This is a genomic window from Rhodoblastus acidophilus (assembly GCF_900187365.1).
In the GTDB taxonomy this organism is placed as follows: Bacteria; Pseudomonadota; Alphaproteobacteria; order Rhizobiales; family Beijerinckiaceae; genus Rhodoblastus; species Rhodoblastus acidophilus.
Genome location: NZ_FYDG01000003.1, coordinates 278,843 through 302,619, shown reverse-complemented (window position 1 = coordinate 302,619; position 23,777 = coordinate 278,843). Strand labels below are relative to the sequence as shown.

Annotated in this window: 28 protein-coding genes and 1 tRNA gene; 10 read left to right on the top strand and 19 right to left on the bottom strand. The window is 65.8% G+C overall.

What is annotated here, in order from left to right:
* Nucleotides 1-9: 9 nt before the first annotated feature.
* From CFB24_RS09795 to CFB24_RS09745, 11 genes are all read right to left on the bottom strand, one after another.
* Entirely contained in the window at nucleotides 10-771 is a 762-nt protein-coding gene (locus CFB24_RS09795; protein ID WP_176440426.1) for a hypothetical protein, read from the bottom strand.
* Between the two features lie 309 nt (nucleotides 772-1,080).
* Nucleotides 1,081-1,461, bottom strand: a complete 381-nt coding sequence (gene lanM / locus CFB24_RS09790) for a lanmodulin LanM (protein WP_088520414.1) — start codon at nucleotides 1,459-1,461, stop codon at nucleotides 1,081-1,083.
* 49 nt (nucleotides 1,462-1,510) lie between these two features.
* On the bottom strand, nucleotides 1,511-2,128 hold the full coding sequence (locus CFB24_RS09785; protein ID WP_088520413.1) for a response regulator: 618 nt from the start codon (nucleotides 2,126-2,128) through the stop codon (nucleotides 1,511-1,513).
* A 149-nt stretch (nucleotides 2,129-2,277) separates the two neighbouring features.
* Nucleotides 2,278-2,967 carry a DUF805 domain-containing protein gene (locus CFB24_RS09780; RefSeq protein ID WP_088520412.1) on the bottom strand — a complete coding sequence of 230 codons (690 nt, stop codon included), beginning with the start codon at nucleotides 2,965-2,967 and terminating at the stop codon, nucleotides 2,278-2,280.
* A 148-nt stretch (nucleotides 2,968-3,115) separates the two neighbouring features.
* A complete protein-coding gene (panC, locus tag CFB24_RS09775; RefSeq protein ID WP_088520411.1) occupies nucleotides 3,116-3,961 on the bottom strand; it encodes a pantoate--beta-alanine ligase in 846 nt (281 codons plus the stop codon).
* Entirely contained in the window at nucleotides 3,958-4,440 is a 483-nt protein-coding gene (locus CFB24_RS09770; protein ID WP_088520410.1) for a gamma-glutamylcyclotransferase family protein, read from the bottom strand. The genes panC and CFB24_RS09770 overlap by 4 nt, the downstream gene beginning before the upstream one ends.
* A gap of 51 nt (nucleotides 4,441-4,491) precedes the next feature.
* Entirely contained in the window at nucleotides 4,492-5,397 is a 906-nt protein-coding gene (locus CFB24_RS09765; protein ID WP_088520409.1) for a DUF4339 domain-containing protein, read from the bottom strand.
* Nucleotides 5,398-5,566: 169 nt separating this feature from the next.
* Nucleotides 5,567-7,573, bottom strand: a complete 2,007-nt coding sequence (locus CFB24_RS09760; RefSeq protein ID WP_088520408.1) for an acetyl-CoA carboxylase biotin carboxylase subunit — start codon at nucleotides 7,571-7,573, stop codon at nucleotides 5,567-5,569.
* A gap of 343 nt (nucleotides 7,574-7,916) precedes the next feature.
* On the bottom strand, nucleotides 7,917-8,384 hold the full coding sequence (locus CFB24_RS09755) for a hypothetical protein (RefSeq protein WP_088520407.1): 468 nt from the start codon (nucleotides 8,382-8,384) through the stop codon (nucleotides 7,917-7,919).
* A 106-nt stretch (nucleotides 8,385-8,490) separates the two neighbouring features.
* A complete protein-coding gene (locus CFB24_RS09750; protein WP_088520406.1) occupies nucleotides 8,491-8,850 on the bottom strand; it encodes a hypothetical protein in 360 nt (119 codons plus the stop codon).
* Nucleotides 8,851-8,970: 120 nt separating this feature from the next.
* Nucleotides 8,971-9,456, bottom strand: coding sequence for a flavin reductase family protein (locus CFB24_RS09745; RefSeq protein WP_158255189.1), 486 nt, complete (start codon nucleotides 9,454-9,456; stop codon nucleotides 8,971-8,973).
* A 134-nt stretch (nucleotides 9,457-9,590) separates the two neighbouring features.
* On the opposite strand from CFB24_RS09745, the gene CFB24_RS09740 reads away from it, so the two are divergent.
* The 8 genes from CFB24_RS09740 to CFB24_RS09705 all read left to right on the top strand — a co-directional run bounded on the left by CFB24_RS09740 (nucleotide 9,591) and on the right by CFB24_RS09705 (nucleotide 16,569).
* Nucleotides 9,591-10,505 carry a branched-chain amino acid ABC transporter permease gene (locus CFB24_RS09740; protein ID WP_088520404.1) on the top strand — a complete coding sequence of 305 codons (915 nt, stop codon included), beginning with the start codon at nucleotides 9,591-9,593 and terminating at the stop codon, nucleotides 10,503-10,505.
* Nucleotides 10,489-11,823: a high-affinity branched-chain amino acid ABC transporter permease LivM gene (livM, locus tag CFB24_RS09735; RefSeq protein ID WP_088520403.1), complete on the top strand. Its 1,335-nt coding sequence runs from the start codon at nucleotides 10,489-10,491 to the stop codon at nucleotides 11,821-11,823. Before CFB24_RS09740 ends, livM begins: the two co-directional genes overlap by 17 nt.
* Nucleotides 11,820-12,731, top strand: coding sequence for an ABC transporter ATP-binding protein (locus tag CFB24_RS09730; RefSeq protein ID WP_088520402.1), 912 nt, complete (start codon nucleotides 11,820-11,822; stop codon nucleotides 12,729-12,731). The genes livM and CFB24_RS09730 overlap by 4 nt, the downstream gene beginning before the upstream one ends.
* Nucleotides 12,728-13,450, top strand: coding sequence for an ABC transporter ATP-binding protein (locus tag CFB24_RS09725; protein WP_088520401.1), 723 nt, complete (start codon nucleotides 12,728-12,730; stop codon nucleotides 13,448-13,450). The genes CFB24_RS09730 and CFB24_RS09725 overlap by 4 nt, the downstream gene beginning before the upstream one ends.
* Entirely contained in the window at nucleotides 13,447-13,752 is a 306-nt protein-coding gene (locus tag CFB24_RS09720) for a DUF6867 family protein (RefSeq protein ID WP_111390698.1), read from the top strand. The genes CFB24_RS09725 and CFB24_RS09720 overlap by 4 nt, the downstream gene beginning before the upstream one ends.
* Nucleotides 13,753-13,869: 117 nt before the next feature.
* Nucleotides 13,870-14,475, top strand: a complete 606-nt coding sequence (locus tag CFB24_RS09715) for a hypothetical protein (RefSeq protein WP_088520399.1) — start codon at nucleotides 13,870-13,872, stop codon at nucleotides 14,473-14,475.
* A gap of 67 nt (nucleotides 14,476-14,542) precedes the next feature.
* Nucleotides 14,543-15,658 (top strand): branched-chain amino acid ABC transporter substrate-binding protein, encoded by a 1,116-nt coding sequence (locus tag CFB24_RS09710; protein ID WP_088520398.1) that lies wholly within the window; start codon nucleotides 14,543-14,545, stop codon nucleotides 15,656-15,658.
* Between the two features lie 83 nt (nucleotides 15,659-15,741).
* A complete protein-coding gene (locus CFB24_RS09705) occupies nucleotides 15,742-16,569 on the top strand; it encodes an alpha/beta fold hydrolase (protein ID WP_088520397.1) in 828 nt (275 codons plus the stop codon).
* 46 nt (nucleotides 16,570-16,615) lie between these two features.
* Here the strand turns inward: CFB24_RS09705 and CFB24_RS09700 are convergent, their stop codons facing one another.
* From CFB24_RS09700 to CFB24_RS09690, 3 genes are all read right to left on the bottom strand, one after another.
* The gene (locus CFB24_RS09700; RefSeq protein WP_088520396.1) at nucleotides 16,616-17,533 is read right to left on the bottom strand and encodes a bifunctional 5,10-methylenetetrahydrofolate dehydrogenase/5,10-methenyltetrahydrofolate cyclohydrolase; all 918 of its coding nucleotides are present in this window, start codon (nucleotides 17,531-17,533) and stop codon (nucleotides 16,616-16,618) included.
* Between the two features lie 66 nt (nucleotides 17,534-17,599).
* Complete coding sequence (locus CFB24_RS09695) at nucleotides 17,600-18,802, bottom strand: MFS transporter (RefSeq protein WP_088520395.1); 1,203 nt, start codon at nucleotides 18,800-18,802, stop codon at nucleotides 17,600-17,602.
* 18 nt (nucleotides 18,803-18,820) lie between these two features.
* Nucleotides 18,821-19,681 (bottom strand): aldose epimerase family protein, encoded by an 861-nt coding sequence (locus CFB24_RS09690; RefSeq protein ID WP_088520394.1) that lies wholly within the window; start codon nucleotides 19,679-19,681, stop codon nucleotides 18,821-18,823.
* A gap of 63 nt (nucleotides 19,682-19,744) precedes the next feature.
* Here CFB24_RS09690 and CFB24_RS09685 point away from each other — a divergent pair, with 63 nt between their 5' ends.
* Nucleotides 19,745-20,488 (top strand): amino acid ABC transporter ATP-binding protein, encoded by a 744-nt coding sequence (locus tag CFB24_RS09685; RefSeq protein ID WP_088520393.1) that lies wholly within the window; start codon nucleotides 19,745-19,747, stop codon nucleotides 20,486-20,488.
* Between the two features lie 7 nt (nucleotides 20,489-20,495).
* Here the strand turns inward: CFB24_RS09685 and CFB24_RS09680 are convergent, their stop codons facing one another.
* Nucleotides 20,496-21,383 (bottom strand): ion channel, encoded by an 888-nt coding sequence (locus CFB24_RS09680; protein WP_088520392.1) that lies wholly within the window; start codon nucleotides 21,381-21,383, stop codon nucleotides 20,496-20,498.
* Between the two features lie 104 nt (nucleotides 21,384-21,487).
* On the opposite strand from CFB24_RS09680, the gene CFB24_RS09675 reads away from it, so the two are divergent.
* Nucleotides 21,488-21,563, top strand: a tRNA-Glu gene (locus CFB24_RS09675).
* 301 nt (nucleotides 21,564-21,864) lie between these two features.
* On the opposite strand, the gene CFB24_RS09665 is transcribed toward CFB24_RS09675, so the two are convergent.
* Genes CFB24_RS09665 through CFB24_RS09650 form a run of 4 tightly spaced genes read right to left on the bottom strand, consistent with a single transcriptional unit; the run spans nucleotide 21,865 to nucleotide 23,687 of the window.
* On the bottom strand, nucleotides 21,865-22,521 hold the full coding sequence (locus CFB24_RS09665; RefSeq protein WP_088520390.1) for a phage portal protein: 657 nt from the start codon (nucleotides 22,519-22,521) through the stop codon (nucleotides 21,865-21,867).
* On the bottom strand, nucleotides 22,518-22,976 hold the full coding sequence (locus tag CFB24_RS09660) for a MerR family transcriptional regulator (RefSeq protein ID WP_088520389.1): 459 nt from the start codon (nucleotides 22,974-22,976) through the stop codon (nucleotides 22,518-22,520). The genes CFB24_RS09665 and CFB24_RS09660 overlap by 4 nt, the downstream gene beginning before the upstream one ends.
* 53 nt (nucleotides 22,977-23,029) lie before the next feature.
* Nucleotides 23,030-23,401: a hypothetical protein gene (locus tag CFB24_RS09655; protein WP_111390697.1), complete on the bottom strand. Its 372-nt coding sequence runs from the start codon at nucleotides 23,399-23,401 to the stop codon at nucleotides 23,030-23,032.
* Between the two features lie 19 nt (nucleotides 23,402-23,420).
* Nucleotides 23,421-23,687, bottom strand: coding sequence for a hypothetical protein (locus CFB24_RS09650; protein ID WP_088520387.1), 267 nt, complete (start codon nucleotides 23,685-23,687; stop codon nucleotides 23,421-23,423).
* Nucleotides 23,688-23,777 lie beyond the last annotated feature (90 nt).

Here is a 23,777-nt window from a genome sequence, read left to right as displayed (position 1 = left end):
CCGGAACGGTTACTTCTTTTCGTTTTGGGGCGCGGGCGTTGCGGCCGGCGGCGTAAACTTGCCGCTGTCTCCGTTTGCGGACGGCGGCGTAAACTTGCCGCTGTCCCGGTTTGCGGCCGGCGGCGTAAACTTGCCGCCGCCGCGCGCCAGCGAAGCCAGGGCGTCGGCGCGCTGCCGCAGCGAGGCGGGCGTGTTGGGATCGACGATGAGCTGGTCGAGCAGCCGTCCGGCGTCTTCGAAATCGCCGCGCCTGAGCGCCGCCAGCGCCAGGATTTCGCGCGCCGAAGACCGGAAGGCGCCATTGAGCAACGGGCCGAATCGGGATTCGAGTTCGGCCTTGTCGGCCACGTCGGCGCGCAGCAGCCCGGCGCGCAGCCGCGCCACCTCCTGCAACAGGCCGGGAACGGCGGAATCGGCGGCCAGCGCGTCAAACGCCTTCACCGCGCCGTCGCGGTCGACGAGCCCCTGCTCCTCGGCGGCGCGCAACTGGCCGAGCGCGCGCACGCCCTCGGGCGCGTCCTTGGCCAGGGCGGCGAAGGCGGCGGCGGCCTCGGCGGACTTGCCGGCGGCGGCTAATTCCTGCGCGGCGGCGTAGCGGGCGCCCGCGGCTTCGGCGGCGACGGTCCGCTCATGACGCAAATAGGCGAACGCCGCCGTGCCGATCACAATCGCGGCCGCCGCGCCATAAACGAAGATGGAATATCGCGCCCAGGTCCTGGACAGTTTGTCGCTGCGAACGTCTTCATCGACTTCGCGGAAAATATCGGCCATCGCCCCTTCCCCGTTTTTGCGGACTCCGCGATTAGCACGGCGGCTTGGAGAAGGCGAGTTTTATCGGTTTTGCGCGGGCCGACCGCAGCTTCGTCGGCGAAGCGGGAGCTTTTCCCGCGCTTTCGGGATTCATTCCAATGTCGCCGCGCCCGCCCTCATGCTAGCTATGGGAGTGCGGCGGGCGCCGCGTTTTGTAAAGCCGACCTCCCAAGGTCTGGCGCCCGCCGTTTCCTTTCGCTTCGGGCCTCCGCAAGCCGGCGATCTTTCGGATCATGGGCCAAAAGATCGCTGTTCTTTTGGAAATCCTATTTACTTCAACAGCTTCTTGAGCGCCTTGCCCTCGGGGCCGTTCAGCTCCTTGGCGTCGAGCGTGCCGTCGGCGTCGGGATTGGCGGCGTTGAAACGCTGCTCGACCACCGCGAGAAACTCGTCCTTGGTCAGGGTTTTGTCCTTGTCCGGGTCGGCGCCGGCGAAATCGGCGCGGCTGAGGCGGCCCTGCAATTCCTTGATGTCGAGCGTGCCCTCGTGATCCTTGTCGAGCTTGTCGAACAGGGCGCCGGCGGCGGCCTTGGCCTCGGCGAGATCGACGGTTCCGTCCTTGTCAGGATCGAGCGCCGCCGGAATCTTGGCGGCGTAGGCGGGCATGGCGAGCGCGACGGTCGCCGCGAAAACAAAGCTGCGAATTTTCATCAGTTCCTCCACCCAATACGCCTCAATCTAGGCCGAGCGCGCCGCAACATCAATGTGGGCTGCGCAGCGCCTCGATGGCGGCGCGCATCAGGTCCATGGAGCTGCGCGCGCCGAGTTTGGCCTTGAGCGCCGTGCAATTGTTGGCGATGGTTTTCGCGGACACGCCGAGCTTGTCGGCGATCCCGCCAATGTCGTCGCCCGCCGCCAGGAGACGAAGGATCTCAACCTCTCGCGCGGAAAGGCCGGACAGCGGCGATTGCGCGCGGGCAAAGGCCATTTTCCGCGCCAGCTCGGCCGGCAGCCAGGTTTCGCCGGCGCAGACCCGCTTCAACGCCGGCAGGAACAGCAAGGGATCGTCGTTCTTGGCGATATAGCCGCGCGCGCCAGCCTGAATGGCGCGGGCGGCGAAGGCGGGGTCGTCGTTCATGCTGAACACGACCAGCTTGGCTTCGGGGTCGTGTTTGAGAATGCGTTGCGCCAGATCGAAGCCCGACAGGCCCGGCAGGTTGATGTCGAGCACGCAGACATCGGGCTGATGCGCGCAAAACGCCGCGAAGCCGGTTTCGGCGTCCCCCGCGGCGAAAATCTCCGCGCCCGGCTCCGCCGCCAGCAGAGCCTTGCAGCCGGACACCACCACAGGATGATCGTCGACGATGAGAACGCGCATCGCGCCAGCCTTGCTCAAACGAATCCGGTCGACAGGATGCGGCGGCGCGGCGCGGCCGGCAAGGGGCGCCGCCAGCCCATTGGAAAAGGCGGCGCCGCCAGCCCGCTACAAAAAGAGGCGCCGCTAGCCCACTGGAAAAAGCGGCGCCTTCAGGCCGCCGTGCGGCGGCCGAACGTCGCACGCCGATCCTGCGGCGGCCGGTACGTCATCAGCAGGATTTCGTCGGCGACGCCGACGCGCTTCGGCGCGGCAGCGCGCGCGACGGCTTGCGCGGCCGGCGCGGCGGTTTCGCGCGCTTCGACGCGGACTGAGGCGGCGGCCTCCTGCGGACGCGGGCGCTCGTCCGGTTCCTCGCCGTCAAACGCGTTTTCGCCCGGATCGCCCTTGCGGAACAGCATTATGCCGAGCAGGCCGAGACCGCCCAGGCCAGCCGCCGCCACGCCCAGCAGCGCCAACAGGACGCCCGCCGCCTTGAAGCCGGCGACGGTCAGCAGTCCGCAGGCGACGCCGCAGCCAAGGCCAACAGCCGCCGGCGCGCCCTGCCACCAGCCGCTCCAACCGAAATCATGCAGCCGCTTGGCCTGGATCGCCAGGCTGATCCACAGCGAGACGACGCCGATCGCCATCATCAGCAGACTGGCGGAGAGGGACGTCCGCAGCGCGTCCAGGCTGGGCGGCGCGCCCGTCGGCGCGGCGAGGCCAAGCGCCGTGAGCTTGGGCATGAACAGCGCAGAATAGACAAGATTGAAAATGAGTTGACCGACGAAAACGACAGCAAACGAGCCACGCCCGATGCGGCCCTTGAAGGCGAACAGTAACTCCGGCACGGAAAGATTCATGACGCAACTCCCGGCGACGCGCCCGGACCAGCGGCCCGGGCCTGAGCACTTGCGCACAAGCCTGCGGGGCGGGCGTGAGCTTCGGGTTAACAACAATGACGTTGCGTCAGTTCGCCGTTTTTATTGGCGCGCGTGGTAAAGTTTGCGTTCAGATCGCGCAATTGTCGATCAGCCGGGTCTTGCCCAACCGGGCGGCGACCAGCAAACGCGCCGGCCCCTCGGCCAGGGTTGCAAGCGGCGCAAGCGTGGCGGCGTGGCGCGCCTCGAAATAATCGACCGCGAAGCCGCCCTCTGCGATCCGGCGCGACGCTTCGGCGCAAACGGCCGCAACCTCGCCGCCCGCCCGCAGCCGTTCCGCCGTGTCGCGCAGCACTTGCGACAGCAGCGCCGCGCGCTTGCGCTCGTCCGCGCTCAGATAGACGTTGCGCGACGACAGGGCGAGGCCGTCGGCTTCGCGCAGGATGGGTACGCCATGAATCTCGGTGGGAATATCGAGATCCCCGGCCATCTGGCGGATGACCGCGAGCTGCTGGTAGTCCTTCTCGCCAAAACAGGCGCAATCGGCCTGGGCGGCGTTGAGCAGCTTGGTCACCACTTGCGCGACGCCGGCGAAATGCTCGGGCCGGAACCGGTCCTCCAGCCCCGCCAGCGCCGGGCCGCCGGGAATGATTTTCGTGCAGAAGCCCGACGGGTACATCTCGTCCGGCGTGGGCGCGAAACAGGCGTCGACGCCGACGCTGGCGAGCTTCTCCAAATCCGCGTCAAAGGTGCGGGGATAGGCGCCGAAATCCTCATTGGCGGCGAATTGGGTGGGGTTGACGAAAATGCTGACGACCACGCGGGCGCAGCGCTGTTCGCGCGCGGCTTGCACCAGCGAGAGATGTCCGGCGTGCAGCGCCCCCATGGTGGGAACCAGGGCGATGCGCTCGCCCTGCCCGCGCCAGCGCGCGCCATTGGCGCGCAGTTCGGCGACGGTGCGGAAAATCTGGGTCATATTATCTTCTCGTTCTTGATGGCGCGGAATTTAGGCGGGGGCGTTTCGGGCACGAGGCCGCCGCAGGCGCGCAGAAATTCAACGTGGTCGCGCGGCAGGCCCTGTTCGGCGGCGGCGGCGACGATGCTCTCCATATAACCGGGCGGCGCGCGCTCGCGGCTGCCATTGGGGCGGCCCAGATAGACCAGCACGCGGACGGCCCCGCCCTTGTCGCGGATCACCGGCAGGACGAGCTTCTCATAGCCGCCTTCCGCAACGCCCTCATAGCGGTCGAGCGCGGCGAGGTCGCCGAAGCTCACCTCCCACAACACGCCGGGCGTCATCGCGGCGGGATCGCGGACCAGCGTGGCGAAGCCGTTGGGCAGCAAAGCGAAGCGGAATTTGGGCAGCCGCGCCAGCCCGAGCCTTTTCGCGCGCGGACAGCGCGCCGCCATCGAGGCGACGCAGAGATTCGAGCCATAAGCGAAGGTCAGCGGCATGGGACGGTTCGGAAAGGGGAGGCTTTTCCTTGCGCCGGCCGGGCCGCCGCGTCAAGCTTTTCGCGGCGTCGCCACGATTTGCGAGACCATCCAGTTGTAGTACCAGGCGATCAACCAGGGCGCCGGCAGGATGAGGAGACAGCCGAACGCCACCAGCAGCGTGCGCCACAGGATTTCGATGCCCGCGCCAATAAAATCGAAGGCGTGGCTGCCCGAAATGTTACGGCAAATCCAGCGCGCCATGAAACGGGCGACCCAGGCCCAGCCGATCAGCGTCAAAACCGACAGGCCGAGCAGCAGATTCCAGCCCAGAAACGCCCAGAAGCCGCCGTCGAAGCTGATCGCCAGCGCGCCGTCGGCGCTGCGCACCGCGCCGACGAACCAGCGCAGGATGAGGTAGGAACAGACCATTTCCGCCGCCGAGCCGATCATGCGCAATGTCGCGACATCGGCGCGGTCCGCCGCGCCGGGATCGTCGGCGGCGGCGATGCCGGCATAGAGCGCGGGCGCGATGATCGACAGGGCGAAACCGACAAACAGCAGCGAAACGCCGAGCGCCGGGGGATCGAGCGTCAGCCGCGCGCCGTTCGGCAACCGCACCCGCTCCGTCGTCCAAGTGTAGAACCACGTGGCGAGCCAGGGCGCGGGAATGACGAACATCAGGCCAAGACCGGCGACGAGGCTGCGCCAGAACAGGCCGAGCGGCGGGAAATCGGCTTGCAGCGCCGAGGCGGCGGCGTTGGGCGCCGCGGCGCCAGCAGCCAGCGCGCCAAACGGCGCGTTGGCCGCGGCGGCCAGTTCGGGAATGTCGCGCGCCGCCACGGGATCGCCGCCTTCGGGCCAGACCAGGCAATCGGGCGCGATGCGCCCCGACCGGGCCACCGCCAGCAATTCCTCGAACGAAACCGGGCCGTTTTGCGCGCCCGTGCGGTCCTTGAAATAATAATTTCCGGCCATGGACAAAACCTATCGTGGCGAAATGACGTCGGCGTGACCGCAACAGTTTGCGCCGACGCAGGGGAAAAGGCCAGCGAGCGATGCGGCCCCGGCCCGCCGTTGCGGCGCGCAAAATAAAAGAGGCGCCCGTTTCCGGACGCCTCCCAAATCCTGCGCGAACGCCGGGGTCTCAGACGAATTCCATGATCACGGCGTCAACCGCGAGCGAATCGCCTTCCTTGCATTTCAGCGAGCGGACGGTGACGTCGCGCTCGGCGCGCAGCACGTTCTCCATCTTCATCGCCTCGACCATGGCGAGGGGATCGCCGGCCTTCAGCTCCTGGCCGATCTCGACATAGAGCGCCTTGACCAGGCCCGGCATCGGGCACAGCAGGCTCTTGGACGTGTCGGCGGGCTTCTTCTCCGGCATCAGATTGTAGATCTGGGCCTCGCGGCGGGTGAAGGTGCGGGCCTCCACCGTGACGCCGGCGTGGGAGATCAGGAAGCCGTTGAGGATGTCGCGGATCTGCATCGAATGGGCTTCGCCGTCGATCAGGCCGTTCCACACGGGCTGGCCGGGAATCCACTCCGACTCCAGCCGGTGGGCGTGGCCGCCCTCGACGAAGCGCACCAGCAGCGCGCCCTCGGCCTCGTCCAGCTCGATCTCATATTGCGTCTTGGCGAGCGCCACCGTGCGCTCGTCATGGAACTTGACCGGCTTTTGCTGCTGCATCTGGCCGGAAATGTGCCGCTTGCGCTGGTTGTACATATTATCCACGAAGGCCGCCACCGCCGCCATGCGATGGGCGACTTCGCCCTCCGCCGTCAGCGGCGAGAAGCCGTTGGGATATTCCTCGGCGATGAAGCCGGTGGACAGATTGCCCGAGCGCCAGCGCTCATGCTGCATCAGCGAGGACAGGAACGGAATGTTGTGGCGGATGCCGTCGATGACAAAGGCGTCGAGGGCGCGCGCCTGCGCGTCGATGGCGACGAGGCGGTCGCCGGCGTGCGTCACCAGTTTGGCGATCATCGGATCGTAGTAGATCGAGATCTCGCCGCCCTCATGGACGCCGGTGTCGTTGCGCACGGTCACGCCGTGCGAGCGGCCCTCCGCCGGCGGACGATATTTCACCAGACGGCCGGTCGAGGGCAGGAAGTTGCGGGTCGGGTCTTCCGCGTAAATGCGCGATTCGATCGCCCAGCCGTTGAGCTTGACGTCTTCCTGCTTGAGCTCCAGCGGCTCGCCGGCGGCGACGCGGATCATCTGCTCGACCAGGTCGATGCCGGTGATCAGCTCGGTGACGGGATGCTCGACCTGCAAGCGGGTGTTCATTTCGAGGAAATAGAACGACTTGTCCTGCCCCGCGACGAATTCCACCGTGCCGGCGGAATCGTAGTTCACGGCCTTGGCCAGCGCGACGGCCTGCTCGCCCATTTTCTTGCGGGTGGCCTCGTCGAGCAGCGGCGACGGGGCCTCCTCGATCACCTTCTGATTGCGGCGCTGAATCGAGCATTCGCGCTCGCCGAGATAGATGACGTTGCCGTGCTTGTCGCCCAGCACCTGAATTTCGATGTGGCGCGGGTTGACGATGAATTTTTCCACGAACACGCGGTCGTCGCCAAAGCTGCTCTTGGCTTCGGATTTGGCCCGCGCGAAACCTTCGGCGACTTCCTCGCGGCTATGGGCGATGCGCATGCCCTTGCCGCCGCCGCCGGCGGAAGCCTTGAGGATGACCGGATAGCCGATGCCGTCGGCGATCTTGACCGCCTCTTCCGGCGTTTCGATCACGCCGAGGAAGCCGGGGACGGTGCTGACCTTGGCGGCGTTGGCGAATTTCTTGGATTCGATCTTGTCGCCCATCGCCTCGATCGCGCCGACGTTCGGGCCGATGAAGGTGATGCCGTTGGCCTTGAGCGCCTCGGCGAAGGCCGCGCGCTCGGACAGGAAGCCATAGCCGGGATGGACGGCCTCGGCGCCGGTCTGCTTGCAGGCGTCGATGATCTTGTCGATGACCAGATAGGATTCGGCGGCGGCCGGCGCGCCGATATACACGGCCTCGGTCGCCATTTCGACATGGAGGGCGTCCTTGTCCGCGTCGGAATAGACGGCGACGGTCTGGATACCCATGGAGCGGGCGGTCTTGATGACCCGGCAGGCGATTTCGCCACGGTTGGCGATCAGGATTTTCTTGAACATTCTTGCCCCGGTGCGGACGAAGGGGTTACCGCTCTAAGCGACATTGGGATTGGGGCCTTTTAGGAGAAGCCGGACCGCGCGTCCAGCTTTGGCGAGCTTGGCCGTCATAGCAATAAGGTTAGTCTTATGACGTACGTCCCCGCCGAAACCGCGCAAAACCGCAGCGAAACACCGGCGACGGCCCGATTTCAGCTTCGACGACGTTCAGAGGACGCCATGTCGCGCAAGCTCGCCGCCGAATTTTTCGGGACGTTCTGGCTGGTTTTCGGGGCTTCGGCGCGCCGGCTGCCCTGATCTGGCGCGGTACGGCCGTCGCCCGGCGAATCGCCGGGCCTGATCGGCGTCAGGCGCAGGCGAGCGCCGCCCGCACCGGGTCGGCCTCGCCCCGCTCGCGCACGGCTTCGACGAACCAGGCGGGAACGCTGTCGGCTTCCGCCAGCACATGGGCCAGCAGCGCGTAAATGGCGGGCGAGAGGTCGCGGTCGGCTTCGGCGATCAGCCAGCGGGCGCTGTCATGATCGAGGATTTTTTCCGGTTTGCCGCGGCACACCAGATGATCGGCGAGGGTCTCGACGAAAAATCGCGTCCATTCGACGCCGGCGCGGCCCTTTTGCGCGCGATGCAGCGCGAACAGGGCTTCGGCTTCGGCGCGGTTCAACGCGTCCTCCTCGAACAGGGCGCGGCGCAATTGGCGCACTTTGGCGGGAGTCATCGCCTCGGCCTTTTCGGCGAGAGAGGCGATCAGCCCACGGCGGTCGCTCGCGGGCTCGAAGCCGTAAAGCGTGTGTTTGGGCAAGGCGCCGAACGTCATGAACCAGAACTCCAGAGTCGCATTGAGTTAAGCGCCGGGTTCTTGCTCGATATTGAAGGAATTTGGTGAATAGATGGAAAGGTTAACGAGTTTTGCCGTGGAATTGTCACAATGTATGGCAGAACGCGCTGAAATGATCGCGCACGCGGGTCTTGCGGGCCTCGTCGGCGCCGCTACGCTGCAGCGCCTCGAACACGGTGCGGGCGGCGACGCGCTCGACGCAGCGTTCCCAAAAGAAATCGCGGGCGCGGCGCAGGACGTCGAATCCGGCGGGGGGATTGGCCCAGACCGCCCGGCCCGCCTGTTCGGCCAGCGCGCCCTTGTACAGGCTGTCGGCGAGCCGCCAGCGCTCCAGCAGCGTTTCGGCGGTCGGCGGCGCGTCGAAGGCGAAAATCCGCGCCGCCGCAGGAGCGGCGGCGGTTGGAAAGGCGATGACTTGCGCGTTCAAGATGACTTGCGCGTTCATGGGGGCGATCCGGCGTTTGGGCGCGTCGCGGCCGTCCTGGCGAGTCTCGCGCCAAAACCCGACACGTTGGGACAGCCTAAGCCCCGCCGATTGCTTAAACCTTGCCGAAAGGCGCGCCGGCTACGCGCCCGCCTGCCCATAGGTGCGGCGATGGTAGATCAGGCTCGGCCCCTGCGCCGGCCGCGCCACCGCCAGCACTTCGCCAAAGAACACATGATGCGTGCCGACGTCCTTCACGTCGGTCAGCTTGCACTCGAAACAGGCGAGCGCGGTCATCAGCGCCGGCTGGCCGTGCGTTCCCGGCTTCCACAGGCCATGAGCGAATTTTTTCTCGAAATGCTCATCGGTGCGGCCGGCGAAAATATCGGAGAGTTCGCGGTCGTCCGGCCCCAGGCTGTTAACCGAGAACAGGCCGTTTTCGAGAAAGCGCGGTCCCGAGGGGGTTGCGCGATTGACGCAGACCAGCAGGGTCGCCGGCGTGTCGGTGACCGAGGCCAGCGCCGTGACCGTCAGTCCCGCTTTCCCCGCTTTTCCATCGGTGGCGATGATATGCACCGGCGAGGCGATGGCGCTCATGGCGTCGCGGTAGTCTTTAGCGTCGATCATACGGGCTCCGTGATGTTCCGGCCAAGCATTTAGCATCGCTGGGGCGCGGGAACAAAGTCCATCCTTCCAACAGGCGCTATTGCCGCAGGACCCGGCGATTGCTAGCGTTCCGGCGCGGCGAATCCGGCGGGGCCATGGAAGTCTTTCTGCAACAACTCATCAATGGCGTAACGCTCGGCTCGATCTACGGGCTGATCGCCATCGGCTACACCATGGTCTATGGCATCATCGGCATGGTCAATTTCGCCCATGGCGACGTGTTCATGCTGTCCGCCTTCATCGCCCTGCTGATCCTGCTGCTGCTGACGCAAATGCTCGGGCTGGGCGCGGCGCCCGCCTTCATCGTGGCGATGGGCGCGTCGATGGCGCTCACCGCCCTGTGGAATTACGCCATCGAGCGGGTCGCCTATCGGCGGCTGCGCGGCTCGTTCCGGCTGGCGCCGCTGATCTCGGCCATCGGCATGTCCACCTTTCTCGCCAATTTCGTCACGGTCACGCAGGGGCCGAACAACAAAAGCATCCCGCCGATGTGGGATCAGGTGATCACGCTCACCTCGGGCGGCGCCTATGACGTCACTTTGTCTTACCGGCAGATTCTGATCGTCGCCGTGACCGGCGTGCTGCTCGCCGCCTTCTGGTTCGTGGTGCAGAAGACGCCGCTGGGGCGGGCGCAGCGCGCCTGCGAGCAGGACGCCAAAATGGCGGCGCTGCTGGGGGTGGATGTCAACCGCACGGTGGCGCTCACTTTCGTGATCGGAGCCGCGCTGGCGGCGGTCGCCGGCTCGCTCTACCTGCTGCAATATGGGGTGGTGAAATCCACCGACGGCTTCGTGCCGGGCGTCAAGGCGTTCACCGCCGCCGTGCTGGGCGGGATCGGCTCGCTGCCCGGCGCCGTGCTGGGCGGGTTGCTGATTGGCCTGATCGAGACCCTGTGGGGGCAATATTTCTCCAGCGACTACAAGGACGTCGCCGCCTTTTCCGTGCTGGCGGTCACCTTGATCTTCATGCCCTCCGGCCTGATGGGCCGCCCCGATGTCGAAAAGGTCTGACGTGGCGCGCCTGGAGAAAATATCGAGCGCCTTGCGCGAGGCCGCGCTCGCCACTCTGATCGTGGCGGGCCTCGGCTTTCCCATCATCGCCTACCGGGCCGAACCCGATTTCAACAATGCGCTGGCGCTGCTGGGGCGCTGGCCGCTGTTTTTCCAATTCTGCCTCGCCGCTTTTGCGCTGCGCTTCGCGCTGGCGTTCTGGCGCGGCGGCGCGGCCAAAGCGCCCATCCGGGAGAGACTCTGGCGGTCGCCGCGCTGGCTCGGGCCAGCGGCGCTGATCGCGCTGGTGGTCTATCCGCTGGCGGTGGTCGGGCTGCTCGGGCCGCAGGCGGCGCTGAAATGGGTGGACACCTATGGCGTGCAGATTCTGATCTATGTGCTGCTCGGCTGGGGGCTGAACATTACGGTGGGCCTCGCCGGCCTGCTCGATCTCGGCTACGCCGCCTTCTATGCGGTGGGCGCCTACGCCTATGCCCTGCTCGCCCCCGCCACCGGCCTGGGGTTCTGGGCCTTGCTGCCGGTGTGCGGCCTGCTCGCGGCGTTTTGGGGATTCTGCATCGGCTTTCCGATCCTTCGGCTGCGCGGCGACTATCTGGCGATCGTCACGCTGGCCTTCGCCGAAATCGTGCGCATCGTGCTGACCAACTGGGATGTGGTCACCCATGGCGAGGCCGGCCTGTTCGGCTTTCCCGGCCTCAACTTTTTCGGCCTGCCGTTCATTCCGGGGCCGCGCGGCTTCGCGGCGCATGCCGGCCTGCCCTTCGCCGGCGTGCATAAGCTGATTTTTCTGTATTATCTCGTGCTGATCCTGGCGCTGGCGGCGAATCTCGTGTCGCTGCGGTTGCGCCGGCTGCCGCTCGGCCGCGCCTGGGAGGCTTTGCGCGAGGACGAGATCGCCTGCCGGGCGCTCGGGCTCGACACCGCCAACATCAAGCTGACCGCCTTCGCGCTGGGCGCCTTTTTCGCGGGCGTCGCCGGCTGCCTGTTCGCGCTGCGGCAGGGATTCGTGTCGCCCTCGGCCTTCACCTTTTCCGAAAGCGCGCTGATCCTGGCCATTGTCGTGCTCGGCGGCGGCGGCTCTCAGCTGGGCGTGGCCGTGGCCGCCGTGTTCCTGGTCGGCGCGTCCGAAGCCTTGCGCGAGATCACATTCTTGAAAAGCGTGTTCGGCGAGGGCTTCGACCCCGCGCAATACCGCATGTTGCTGGTCGGCCTCGCCATGGTGGCGATGATGAATCTCCGGCCGCGCGGCCTCGTCTCCACGCGGGAGCCGACCATCAAGCTGCCGGCGGGCAAGATCGCGGCGGAGACCGCGTCATGAGCGCGCGCTGGATCGACGATCCCATCCTGCGTGTTGACCATCTCACCATGCGCTTCGGCGGGCTGACCGCCGTCAATGACGTGTCGTTTTCGGCGGGGCGCGGCGACGTCACCGCGCTGATCGGCCCCAACGGCGCCGGCAAGACCACCTTGTTCAACTGCCTGACCGGCTTCTACAAGCCGACCAGCGGCCGCATCGCCTTTTCCAGCGGGCGGCTCGACGACGCCCGGATCGAAAAGCTCACCCGCTCCGCCCGCAAGCACGACGGCGAGATTTTCCTGCTGGAGCGCATGGCCGATCATGAGATCGCGCGTCAGGCTCGGCTCGCCCGCACATTCCAGAACATCCGGCTGTTTCCGGGCATGAGCGCGCTGGAGAATCTGATGATCGCCCAGGGCCGCGAGTTGTCGCGCGCCGCGTTCTTTTCCATCGCGGGGCTGCTGGGCCTGCCGGCATGGCGGCGGGCGGAACAGGCGGCGGTGGACCAGGCGACGGCCTGGCTGGAGCGCATCGGCCTGCGTCACCGCGCCAACGATCCCGCCGGCAGTCTGCCTTATGGCGACCAGCGCCGGCTGGAAATCGCCCGCGCCATGTGCCTGCGGCCCACCCTGCTCTGCCTCGACGAACCGGCGGCGGGTTTGAACGCGGCGGAATCGCATGGGCTGGCCGAATTGCTGCGCGCGATCCGCGACGAGGGCGAAACCTCGATTCTGCTGATCGAGCACGACATGTCCGTGGTGATGCGCATTTCAGATCATGTGGTGGTGCTGGACTACGGCCAGAAGATCGCCGACGGCGCGCCGCGCGAGGTGCGCGAAGACCCGGCGGTGATCGCCGCCTATCTCGGCGTCGAGGACCCGGACGAGCCGGCGGTCGAAGCGGTGCTGGCCGGGAACGCGCCGACATGACCGCCCTGTTGTCCATTTCCGGGCTGACCGCCTTTTATGGCTCGGTGCAGGCGTTGCGCGGCGTCGATCTCGAAGTCGGCAAGGGCGAGGTGGTCGCGCTGATCGGCTCCAATGGCGCGGGCAAGTCCACGCTGATGATGTCGATCTTCGGCAATCCCCGCGCGCGCGACGGCAGAATCCTGTTCGACGGACAGGACATCACGGATATGCCGACCCATGAGATCGCGCGGCTGTCGATCGCGCAATCGCCGGAGGGGCGGCGCATCTTTTCGCGCATGACCGTCTATGAGAATTTGCAGATGGGGGCGGCGGTCGCCGGTTTCGCCGGGTTCGAGGCCAATCTCGACAAGGTTTTCGGCATTTTCCCGCGGCTGAAAGAGCGGCTGAAGCAGCGCGGCGGCACCCTGTCCGGCGGCGAGCAGCAAATGCTGGCCATCGCCCGCGCGCTGATGAGCAATCCCAAGCTGCTGTTGCTCGACGAGCCTTCGCTCGGCCTCGCGCCACTGGTGTGCAAGCAGATTTTCGAGACGGTGAAACGGCTGAACGAGGAAGAAGGGCTGTCGGTGTTTCTGGTCGAGCAGGACGCCCACCACGCGCTGAAACTGGCGCATCGCGCCTATGTGCTGGTCAATGGCGCCGTAACCATGTCCGGCAAGGGCGCCGATCTGCTGCGCGATCCCAAGGTGCGCGCGGCCTATCTCGAAGGGGGGGCGCATTGACGGCGTTGGTGACCGGCGACCTCAGGGTTTTCATCGGCGTGACGCTGGTTCTCGGCGGGCTCGCCAGTTTCGCCTCGGGACGGGCGGTGGCCCGCGCCTGGCGCCCGCTCTGGCTGCTGCCGCTTTACGGCCTGCTGCTGGCGCTGGCGATGCGTTTCCTGCATTGGGCGCTGTTTCAGGAGTCGCTGGCGCCCCTGCCCGCGCTCGCCGCCTATGGCTGGAGCCTCGCCGCGCAGGGCGTCGCCTGGCTGCTGGCGCGGCGCGCCATGATGCGGCGGCAATATCCCTGGCAATATCCCTAGCGATTTCCCTGGATGGCGTGATCTTTTCGGCCAAGTTCACGATTTTGCGGGCGCGGCGGGAACTTTGCCGCGCTCTCGCGCTTGTTTGGGCGACGACATCATTGCAGGAGACACGTCATGCGCATTGTCACAATGCTGATGGCGGCCGCTTTGCCGCTGATTCCCCTTTCCCCCGCCGAAGCCGCGCCCATCGCGCCCGCCGTCTTGCGGGGCGACGCCGGCGGGTTGACGCAGACGATCGACTACCGTCACCACTACCGACATCATTACCGGCCCTATTACAGGCATCATTACCGGCCGCATTACCGGCATCATTATCGGCCGCATTACCGGCATTGGCGCCACCATCGCTACGGCTATGATCCCGGCGCGGCGCTGTTCGGCGCGGTGGTCGGCGGCGTGTTGAGCAATCCCTGCCTCTATGGCCGCTGCGGCTATTACGACAACGGCTATTACGGCGGCGGCCCCTATTACGGCGGCGGCTATTATGGCCACCGGCATTACGGCGGCTGGGGCGGCCAGCGCTACGGCGGATGGCATGGCGGCCATCACGGCGGCTTTCGTGGCGGCGGATTCGCCGGCGTGGGCGGCGGCGGCTTCCATCACGGCGGATTCCATGGCGGCGGCTTCGGCGGCGGCGGTTTTCACGGCGGTCATGGCGGATTCCACGGCGGCGGCGGAGGCTTCCATGGCGGCGGCGGCTTCGCCGGCGCCCATCGCTGACGCCGAGCTATCGACAATTCTCCGGACAGGCGTCAAAATCACCTGAATGTCCTGCCGGAGGTCCCGCATGAAGAACAAGGTTTTCGCCGTCGCCGGCCTGCTGGCGGTGCTCGCCGGCCCCGCCGGCGCGCAGATCGTGGTGGGCGTCGGCAGCCCCATCACCGGGTCGGACGCCGCCTTCGGCGCGCAGATCAGGAACGGCGCGGAACAAGCGGCCGCCGACATCAATGCGGCCGGCGGCGCGCTGGGTCAGAAGATCGTGCTGTCGATTGGCGACGACGCCGGCGATTCCAAGCAAGGCCGCGCCGTCGCCAACAAATTCGTCGGCGAGGGCGTGACCTTCGTGGTCGGGCATTTCAATTCGGCGGTCACCATGCCCGCCTCCGAAGTCTATAACGAGGCCGGCGTGCTGGAAATTTCGCCCGGCTCGACCAATCCGCAGATCACCGAGCGCGCCATGCCGCTGCTGTTCCGCACCTGCGGCCGCGACGACCAGCAGGGGATGGTCGCCGCCAAATATCTGGTGGCGCACGCCCGCGACAAGAAGATCGCCATCGTCCACGACAAGTCCACCTATGGCAAGGGGCTGGCCGACGAGGCGCGCAAGGCGCTCGCCGCCGCCGGGATCAAGGAGGTGATGTACGAGGGCCTGAACAAGGGCGAGAAGGATTTCACCGCCATGGTCTCCAAGATCAAGTCGGTGGATGCGGACATTGTGTTCTTCGGCGGCTATTTCACCGAGGGCGGTCTGCTGGTGCGGCAGATGCGCGACCAGGGGGTCAAAGCCATTCTGATGGGCGGCGACGGCATCGCCAGCCAGGAATTCGCCTCCATCGCGGGGCCGGGCGTCGAGGGCGCGCTGATGACCTTCCCGCCGGACCCGCGCAAGCGCCCGGAAGCCGCCGCCGTGGTCAAGACGTTCGAGGCCAAGGGCTACAATCCCGAAACCTATACGCTTTACGCCTACGCCACGATGCAGGTGCTGAAGCAGGCGATCGAGAAGGCCAAGTCCACCGATCCGACCGCCGTCGCCAAGGCGTTGCGTGAGGCCGGGCCATATTCGAGCGTGGTGGGCGAATTGTCGTTCGACGCCAAGGGCGACGTCACCCGCGCCGACTACACGATCTACGAATGGCGCAAGGGCGCCGACGGCAAGGTGACGTATCAGCAGATCGCCGACTGAGGCGCGCCGGATTTCGCCCCGCCGGGGCGGGAACCTTTTGGCATGAGGCTGATTCTTCCGGTGATCCGACGGGAGTCAGCTTGATGCCATTCATTTCAGCCAAGGACGGCGCGCAGATTTTCTACAAAACCGTCGGCAAGGGGCCGGCGGTGGTTCTCATCCACGGCTGGCCGCTCAACGCCGACAGTTTCGACGACCATGCGCTCGTCCTCGCGGAGGCCGGGTTTCGCGCCGTCTCCTACGACCGGCGCGGCTTCGGGCGCTCGGAGCAGACCCCGGACGGCTACACTTACGACGTGTTCGCCGACGACCTCGCCAGCGTGATCGACGCGCTGGATCTCAAAGAGGTCGCGCTGGTCGGCTTTTCCATGGGCGGCGGCGAGATCGCCCGCTATCTGTCGCGCCATGGCGCGAGCAAGGCGAGCCGCGCCGTGTTCATCTCGGCGGTGACGCCGCTGCTGCTGCAAACGCCGGACAATCCGGACGGCGCGCCCGCCGAGGTTCTGGAGGACATCAAGGACGAGATTCGCGCCGACCGGGCCGAATTCTTCAGCGGGTTTTTCGAGGATTTCTATGGCGTCGGCGTCATCACCTCGCCCGTGTCCGACGGGGTGCTGCACTGGTCGTGGACCATGGCCATGCAGGCCGGACTGAAAGCCACACTCGATTGCGTCGATGCGTTCGGCCACACCGATTTTCGTCCGGATCTCAAGGCGATCACCGTCCCCACCCTGGTGATCCACGGCTCCGGCGACCAGACCGTTCCCATCGACGCGACGGGGCGCGCGCTGGCCAAGGCCCTGCCCAACGCCCGGCTGGTGGAGCTGGACGGCGCGCCGCATGGCGTGCTCGCCAGCCACAAGCAGGAGGTGTTGGGGGAATTGCTGGCGTTTCTGCCGGCAAAAGTTTGAAAGCCGCCCCTCTCCCGGCTTGCCGGGAGAGGGCGCGCGCCCGCGTTTAAAGCGCGGCCCGCTTGGCCGCCTGCAGCGTGTTGGACATCAGCAGCGCGATGGTCATCGGGCCGACGCCGCCGGGAACCGGGGTGATGGCGCCGGCCACGTCGAGCGCTTCCTGCAAGGCGACGTCGCCGACCAGCCGCGTCTTCGGCTGGCCCTGGGCGTTCAAACCCTCGCCGGGAACGCGGTTGATGCCGACGTCGATCACCAGCGCGCCCGGCTTGATCCAGTCGCCGCGAATCATTTCGGGACGGCCGACCGCCGCCACCAGAATGTCGGCGCGCCGCGCCACGGCGGGCAGATCTTTGGTGCGCGAATGCGCGACCGTGACCGTGGCGTTCTGCGCCAGCAGCAATTGCGCCATCGGCTTGCCGACAATGTTGGAGCGGCCGACGATCACCGCCTCGGCGCCGGAAATGTCGCGGCCCAACGCCTTGGCGGCTTGCTGGATCAGCAGCATGGCGCCGGCTGGCGTGCAGGGAACCAGCGCGCGCTCCGTCAAACCCGCCGAGAGCAGGCCGACATTGACGGGATGGAAGCCGTCCACATCCTTTTCCGGCGCGATGGTTTCCAGAACCTTGCTGGAATCAATGCCCTTGGGCAGCGGCAATTGCACGAGAATGCCGTGAATGGCCGGATCGGCGTTGAGGCTTTCGACCAGCGCAATCAACTGCGCCTGCGTCGTGGTCGCCGGCAGGTCGTGCTGCACCGAATGGAAGCCGCACTCCTTGGCCGCCTTGCCCTTGGATTTGACATAGACCTGGCTGGCCGGGTCCTCGCCCACCAGAACCACGGCGAGGCCGGGTTTGTGCGCAAGATTGGCCGTTTCCGCCGCGACGCGCGCCAGCACGGCCGCCGAGGCCGCCTTGCCGTCGATGAGCAGGGCTTTTTTTCCGGAGGGTTTGATGATCTCGCTCATGACTTCTCCTCAGCACATGGTCCCGACAAGGGATGGCCGGTTTTCGGCCAAGACCCTGCGCAAATGTCAAGTGGGATGAAAGGTGTCGGCCTTGCGCAATTGCGGGAACAGCGCCGCCCAGACGCCGACCACGACAATGGCGGCGACCCCGCCGAACAAAGCCGCGCCGACCGGGCCGAGCAACGCCGCCGCCAGCCCGGATTCGAATTCGCCGAGCTGATTGGAGGCGCCGATGAACAGGAAATTCACCGCCGACACCCGGCCGCGCATGTCGTCGGGCGTGGCGATCTGCGACAGGGTCTGGCGCACCACCATGCTCACCACGTCGAAAGCGCCCAGCGAGGCCATCGCGGCCGCGGACAGCCAGACATCGCGCGACAGCGCGAAGACGACGGTCGCCAAGCCATAGGCGGCGACGGCGGCGAACATTTTGACGCCGACCTTGCGGCGCAACGGAAACACCGACAGCAGTAGGCTGACCCCGATCGCCCCCGCCGCCGGCGCCGCGCGCAGAAAACCCAAGCCCTCCGGGCCGACATGGAGAATGTCGCGGCAATAGATCGGCAGCAGCGCCGTGACCCCGCCGAACAGCACGGCGAACAGGTCGAGCGAGATCGAGCCGAGCAGCACCTTGTTCGACCAGATGTAACGCAGCCCGTCGAGCGCGTTTTTCTCCTCGGACGCATCGGTCGGCTCGGGCGCGTTGGGCAGGGCTATGCGCAGGGCCAGCGGCGCGGCGGCGGCCGCGAGCAGCGCGCAGGCCAGGAAGATTTTTTCGGCGCCCCAAGCGTAAAGCAGGCCGCCGAGCGCCGGCCCGGCGATGGTGGCCGCCTGGAACATGGTGGTCGAAAGCGCCACCGCGCGGGAGAAATGGGCGCGATCCACGATCTGCGGCAGCAATGAGGAATTGGCCGGCCCGGAAAAGGCCCGCGACGCGCCGAGCGCGAACAAGGCCGGGTAAATCCACACGACGGGCGCGTCGGACACAGCCAGCAGGAAGATCGCCAGCGAAGCCGCGCCCTGGCCGAGGGCGGCGAGGGCCGAGATCTTGCGGCGGTCATAGCGGTCGGCGGCGGGGCCGCTCCAGCGCAGCAGAACCACCAGCGGCAGGAATTGCGCCAGACCGACAAGGCCGAGACTGAGCGCGCTGCCCGTGCGGGCGTAAACGTGCCAGCCGATGGCGACATCGAGCATTTGCGCGGTGAAGGCGCCGAGCCCCCGCATCAGCAGGAACAGGACGACGTTGCGCCCGGCGGAAAAGGTGACCATGGCGTTTCCTATCGGGAATCAGCCGGCGCGCCAACAAAATGTCGCGGCCTGGCGCGTCTTTTCGCCCGGCGCGAGCACGCGCATCGCGGGCTTCTGGAACAGGTCGCCTTCAAAACCGACGGGGTCGCCATGGCCGGTCCAGGCTTCCAGGCAGAGAAATTTCGCCCCGGGCAGCGTCCACAGGGCGAAATGTGGCAAATTCTCAACCTCCATGCGCAACACTTTATCGTCGGCGCGAAAGTCCAGCGCGCGGCTGCGGGCGTCGAGAAAGCACAGCGCCTCGCTGAACAGATCCGGCTCCAGCGCGAGGCGTCGGCCCTGGAGCGGAACGGCGCGCGTCTCGGCGGAAAACAGGCCGCCCGGCGCGATCACCGGGACCTCGGCGACCTCATTGGCGTCGAACACAATCTCATGCCGACCGGAGGCGCCGGGCAGCGGCCAGCGGAAGCCGGGATGCAGGCCGAATGCGTAAGGCATCGGACGCTCATCCTCGTTCTGAACTTCAGCTATGATCTCCAAGCCATTGGCCGATATGCCATAATCTATGGTTAAGCAAAACTTGAAGGGAAACAGCGAAAAACTCTCCGCGCTGGCGCGCAGCGCGAGTCTCGCCCTGTCCGCGGCGACGGCGACGACGTCAAAATCCGCGGCGCGCGCAAAGCCGTGCAGGCCCAAAGGGTAGCGCCGCCCGTCCACCCGGATCCCATCGCGGGTCCAACCCACCACCGGGAACAGCAGCGGCGAAGAGTCCGGCCAAGAGGCGGGATCGCCCGGCCACAACAGATCGTCGTCGCCGACGCGCCAGCTTTTCAGCTCGGCGCCGCGCAGGGCGATGCGGGCGCGGGCGTCGCCGCAGGCGATTTCGATGACGTCGGTCATGGCGCCCGCCGATGGCGGCGGTCTTCGATTTGCAATAGGCTGGAGCGCAGACGGGAGTTCGGCATGACGCAATCCGAAAAAGCGATTCGCATGGTGGGCGTGAACAAATGGTATGGCGCCACGCATGTCCTGCGCGACATCCATCTTGAGGTCGCGCCCGGCGAAAAGCTGGTGCTGTGCGGCCCCTCGGGATCTGGCAAGTCCACGCTGATCCGCTGTCTCAACCGGCTGGAGCGGCATCAGGCGGGAACCATCGTCGTGGACGGCGTGGAATTGACCGATGACGTGAAGTCCATCGAGGGCGTGCGGCGCGAGGTCGGCATGGTGTTCCAGCAGTTCAACCTGTTCCCGCACCTGTCCGTGCTGGAAAATTGCATGCTGGCGCCGATCCATGTGCGCAAGACGCCCAAGCCGGAGGCGCGCGACCTCGCGCTGCGCTATCTCGAACGGGTGCGAATCGTCGAGCAGGCGGACAAGCATCCGGGCCAGCTTTCGGGCGGCCAGCAGCAGCGCGTCGCCATCGCCCGCGCCCTGTGCATGAAGCCGAAGATCATGCTGTTCGACGAGCCGACCTCCGCGCTCGACCCGGAAATGGTGCAGGAAGTGCTGGACTGCATGGTGGAGCTGGCCCGCGAGGGCATGACCATGCTGGCGGTGACCCATGAAATGGGATTCGCCAAGCAGGTCGCCGACCGCGTTGTGTTTCTCGACCAAGGGCAGATTCTGGAAATCGCTCCGCCCGAGGCGTTTTTCGGCGCGCCCCGGCACGAGCGGACCAAGGCCTTTTTGCAGCGCATCCTGCATTGACGCCGCTTCAGGGGGCCGCCGCCTCCGTCAGATGGATCTTGCGGTAATCGACCTCCGGCGGGTCGCCCTCCTGCTGCGCCGGAGTGACGATGTCCGAGAACACATGGCCGAATCGCAGGTCGGCGGCCATATAGGCCCGGCGCACGATCAGCCGCTGGCCCGAAGCTTCGTCGTGACCGTTGAACACCAGCAGGAAGCGCGCCTCCATCGCCGCGAGATCCTCGGAAGAAAGGCCCTGCAGCGGGCTTTCGGCGTCGATCGGGTGAAACAGGGTCCAGGACAGGGCGAAGATGGGGTTGCGCTCCTGCGTCAGCTTCAGCGGGTGGAACCGGACGTAGCGCCGCCCCTCCTGCGTGTCTTCGGCATGGATGAACCAGAGTTCCGCCTCGGCTTCCGTCACCGCGCTGTGGCGGGCGTTGGCGAGGCGGGCCATCAGCATGGCGCGGCCGTCATGCGGGCCGAGCGCCAGCGCGTCGGCGAAGATCACCCGGGCGCGCGGCCGCGCGAATCGGGCGAAGATCAGGCCGGTGAACACGGCCAGCGTCGACAGGCCGGTGAAGATTTCGACCGTGACGATGAGATGGGCGTAAACATCCGCCGGGTGCATGTCGCCATAGCCCACCGTGGCGAGCGTCTCGACGGAAAAGAAAAATTTGTCGGTGAAGGAGCCCGGCCGCGCATTGGCGATGCAATCGCCGCCCAGCTGGAACAGGGTGGCGAATATCAGGTTCATCGCGAGGAAATAGACCGCGAATCCCGCGAAAAACGCGGGCCAGGAGGCCCGCATCGAATTATGGAAAGCGTCGCCGAACAGCGTCGGCTTCAGGCCGCGCGCCAGGAATTCGCGGTCGGCGACGAGAATTCTTTTCGCCTTGTCGGTGGGCTGGAAAATCATGGGCGGTCGATAACAGGCGGAAGCGTCAGGGTCAAAAAACAGCAAGAAATGCGTGCGCGGGCGTCTTGCGGACCGAAATTTATCTCGTTATAGAGAGGTCATCCGCTCCCTTCGTCTAGCGGTCTAGGACGTCGCCCTCTCACGGCGAAAACAGGGGTTCGAGTCCCCTAGGGAGCGCCAAGCGTGTTTTTAACATGCTGTTTTTTCCTGCCTTTTTCTGAGTTTCCCCAAACTCTTATGGAGAGGTTTGGGATGGCTTATTCGCGGATTGATCCTCGAGTTTGAGGAACGCCGCTTTCCGTGCCGGTCGTGCCAGAGTTCGACATAGGGCGGCAGCTTGCGAGGCATTATCAATCGTCCCAGGTGCTATCTGCTTGGTTTTCGCCCTCGTAGGGCAAATGATCGGCGGCCTGATCAAGGTCTTGCCGGTCCCAAACCTTCATCGAATGCAGGCGCTTGGGCGCTGGCAAGAGTCCGTCTTTCACCAGCTTGTCGAAGGTCGCGGCGGAAATATCGAGGTAGGTCGCCGCGCGCTCTCGCCGCAGCAGACGGGGACTGAAAGAGTTTTGCGGCCGGTAATTCGCCATTTCTCATCCATTCCAGAATAATGCGCGACCTTGCTTCCCTTGACCCGGTCAATTCCCTCGGGGGCGGGAGAGAAGCTTTCCGTTGTTGGACGGGCCGCCGCGCCCTCGCTCGATCCCCCGAAATCAGATGATCGGATGAACACGATGAAAATTTCGCCGTCCACAACCATGCGACGGGCGATCATGGAGAGCAGGCCATCGAGATTCGTCAGGCCGTCCGCGTCGCAGCAGCGACACCAGCGCGTGAAGGCGGCGTTCAGCGCGCGGCGCGTCTCCCGGTTCGGGTGCTGCGACTGCGCCTTGAAGCCGGAGCCCACCAGCGCGGAAACCCACGCCTCAACGCCAGCGGCGGCGTGGCCGTTGTTGCTGGCGAGATAGCGGGCGCGGCGGCCCAGCGGTTTGTTGGCGGCGATCTGCGCCGGCAGGGGCAAGGGGATTTCGCCGGCGCCATTCAGGCGGCGCCCGCCGGCAGCGCCGTCGAAGCCGAAAGAGCGCGTCTTGATGCGAGTGGCGCGGTGTGAAGAAATGGGTTTCGGGGCTGAAACGGTCATTTGCCGTCGCCCTCATCGTGCAGGCCACGCATCTTGCGAACCGCAAAAGCGATTTCCCAAGAAATGGCATTCAGGTTGATGACTGTCGGAACTGGATCATCAAACCAGCCCAGATTGTCCATTACCGAACCCGTCGCGTTCAATTCGCGAAATTCGAGGACATCCGAAAATGACTTCCGGCCGATTCCGATCCAGGGCGCATATCCTTCGGCCGCCAGTTCGAGCGTGTGGCGCATTTCGTTGACGAGATCGACAGCGGATTGCGCCGCTAAGCCGCGCTGAGTGAGCAGAACAACAATTCTCGCGCCTATCGCGTCCGCCAGATCAAAACGCGACCAGCCTTCCTTGTCCGCATGATGCGGGAACAGGCCGTTACGATTGCGCCACGCGCGTAGCGTGCTGGCTGGGCACGACGCGGCGGCGCAAATCTCGGCGGAGGTGAGGGTCTTTTCCATATTGATGCAAACGTATCACTTTGCCAAAAGTGATGCAAGCGCGTCGTTTTTAGTCAGGCGGCGTGCGAAGGAATAAACCGCCGATTGATCCAGCGGGCGGCGGCGATCAGCAACGGCCAGACGCGGCCAAGACGACGGCGGACAGGCGCGAGCGCGCGGGGTCGGAAGATGACCAATGCGCCGCCGTGGGACGCATCATCAGCCTTCCTGGCCTCAGCCCAGGCAATCTTCTGCGCAGCGCCGAGGTCGAGGGGCGTTTCGGCGATGAACGCCGAAAGCGGGCGATTGTGAATGACGCGACTTCCGATGATTCGCACGTCGAGGTCATAGGTGCGGCGTGCGATTTCCTCGCGCCGCTTGCGGGCGATCGCCCAAGCGCGGCGCATGATGGCCGCACGGTTGTAGACGTGGATTGTCTGTGACATTGCAGCCTCCTCTTGGCGGTCAATCGCCATTGCCGCCCGGCAGATGCACCGGCTGGAGCGAGGCTTCTGCGCAGCTAAAGAAGTCATCGTCGATCATATCAGCCTCGTCGAATTCGCCGGCTATTTCTTCAGGCAAACCCTCTTGGTCGCCACCGTCTTCGCCGTCAGCGTCGCCGTCCAGCTCGTCGAGCAGAGCGATGATGTTCTCGACCGTGGCTTCCAGCCGGCGGCGAATGGTGGGGGTGATTTCGACAAAGAGAGTCCGTTCACGATCCATGATGTTCATGGCGCGCCTCATGTGGTAAGGAAAATTTCAGACGGTAGGTTTTCTACCCCAGATGGGACGTGTGGTCAAATTTAGACCATATGGAGCAAA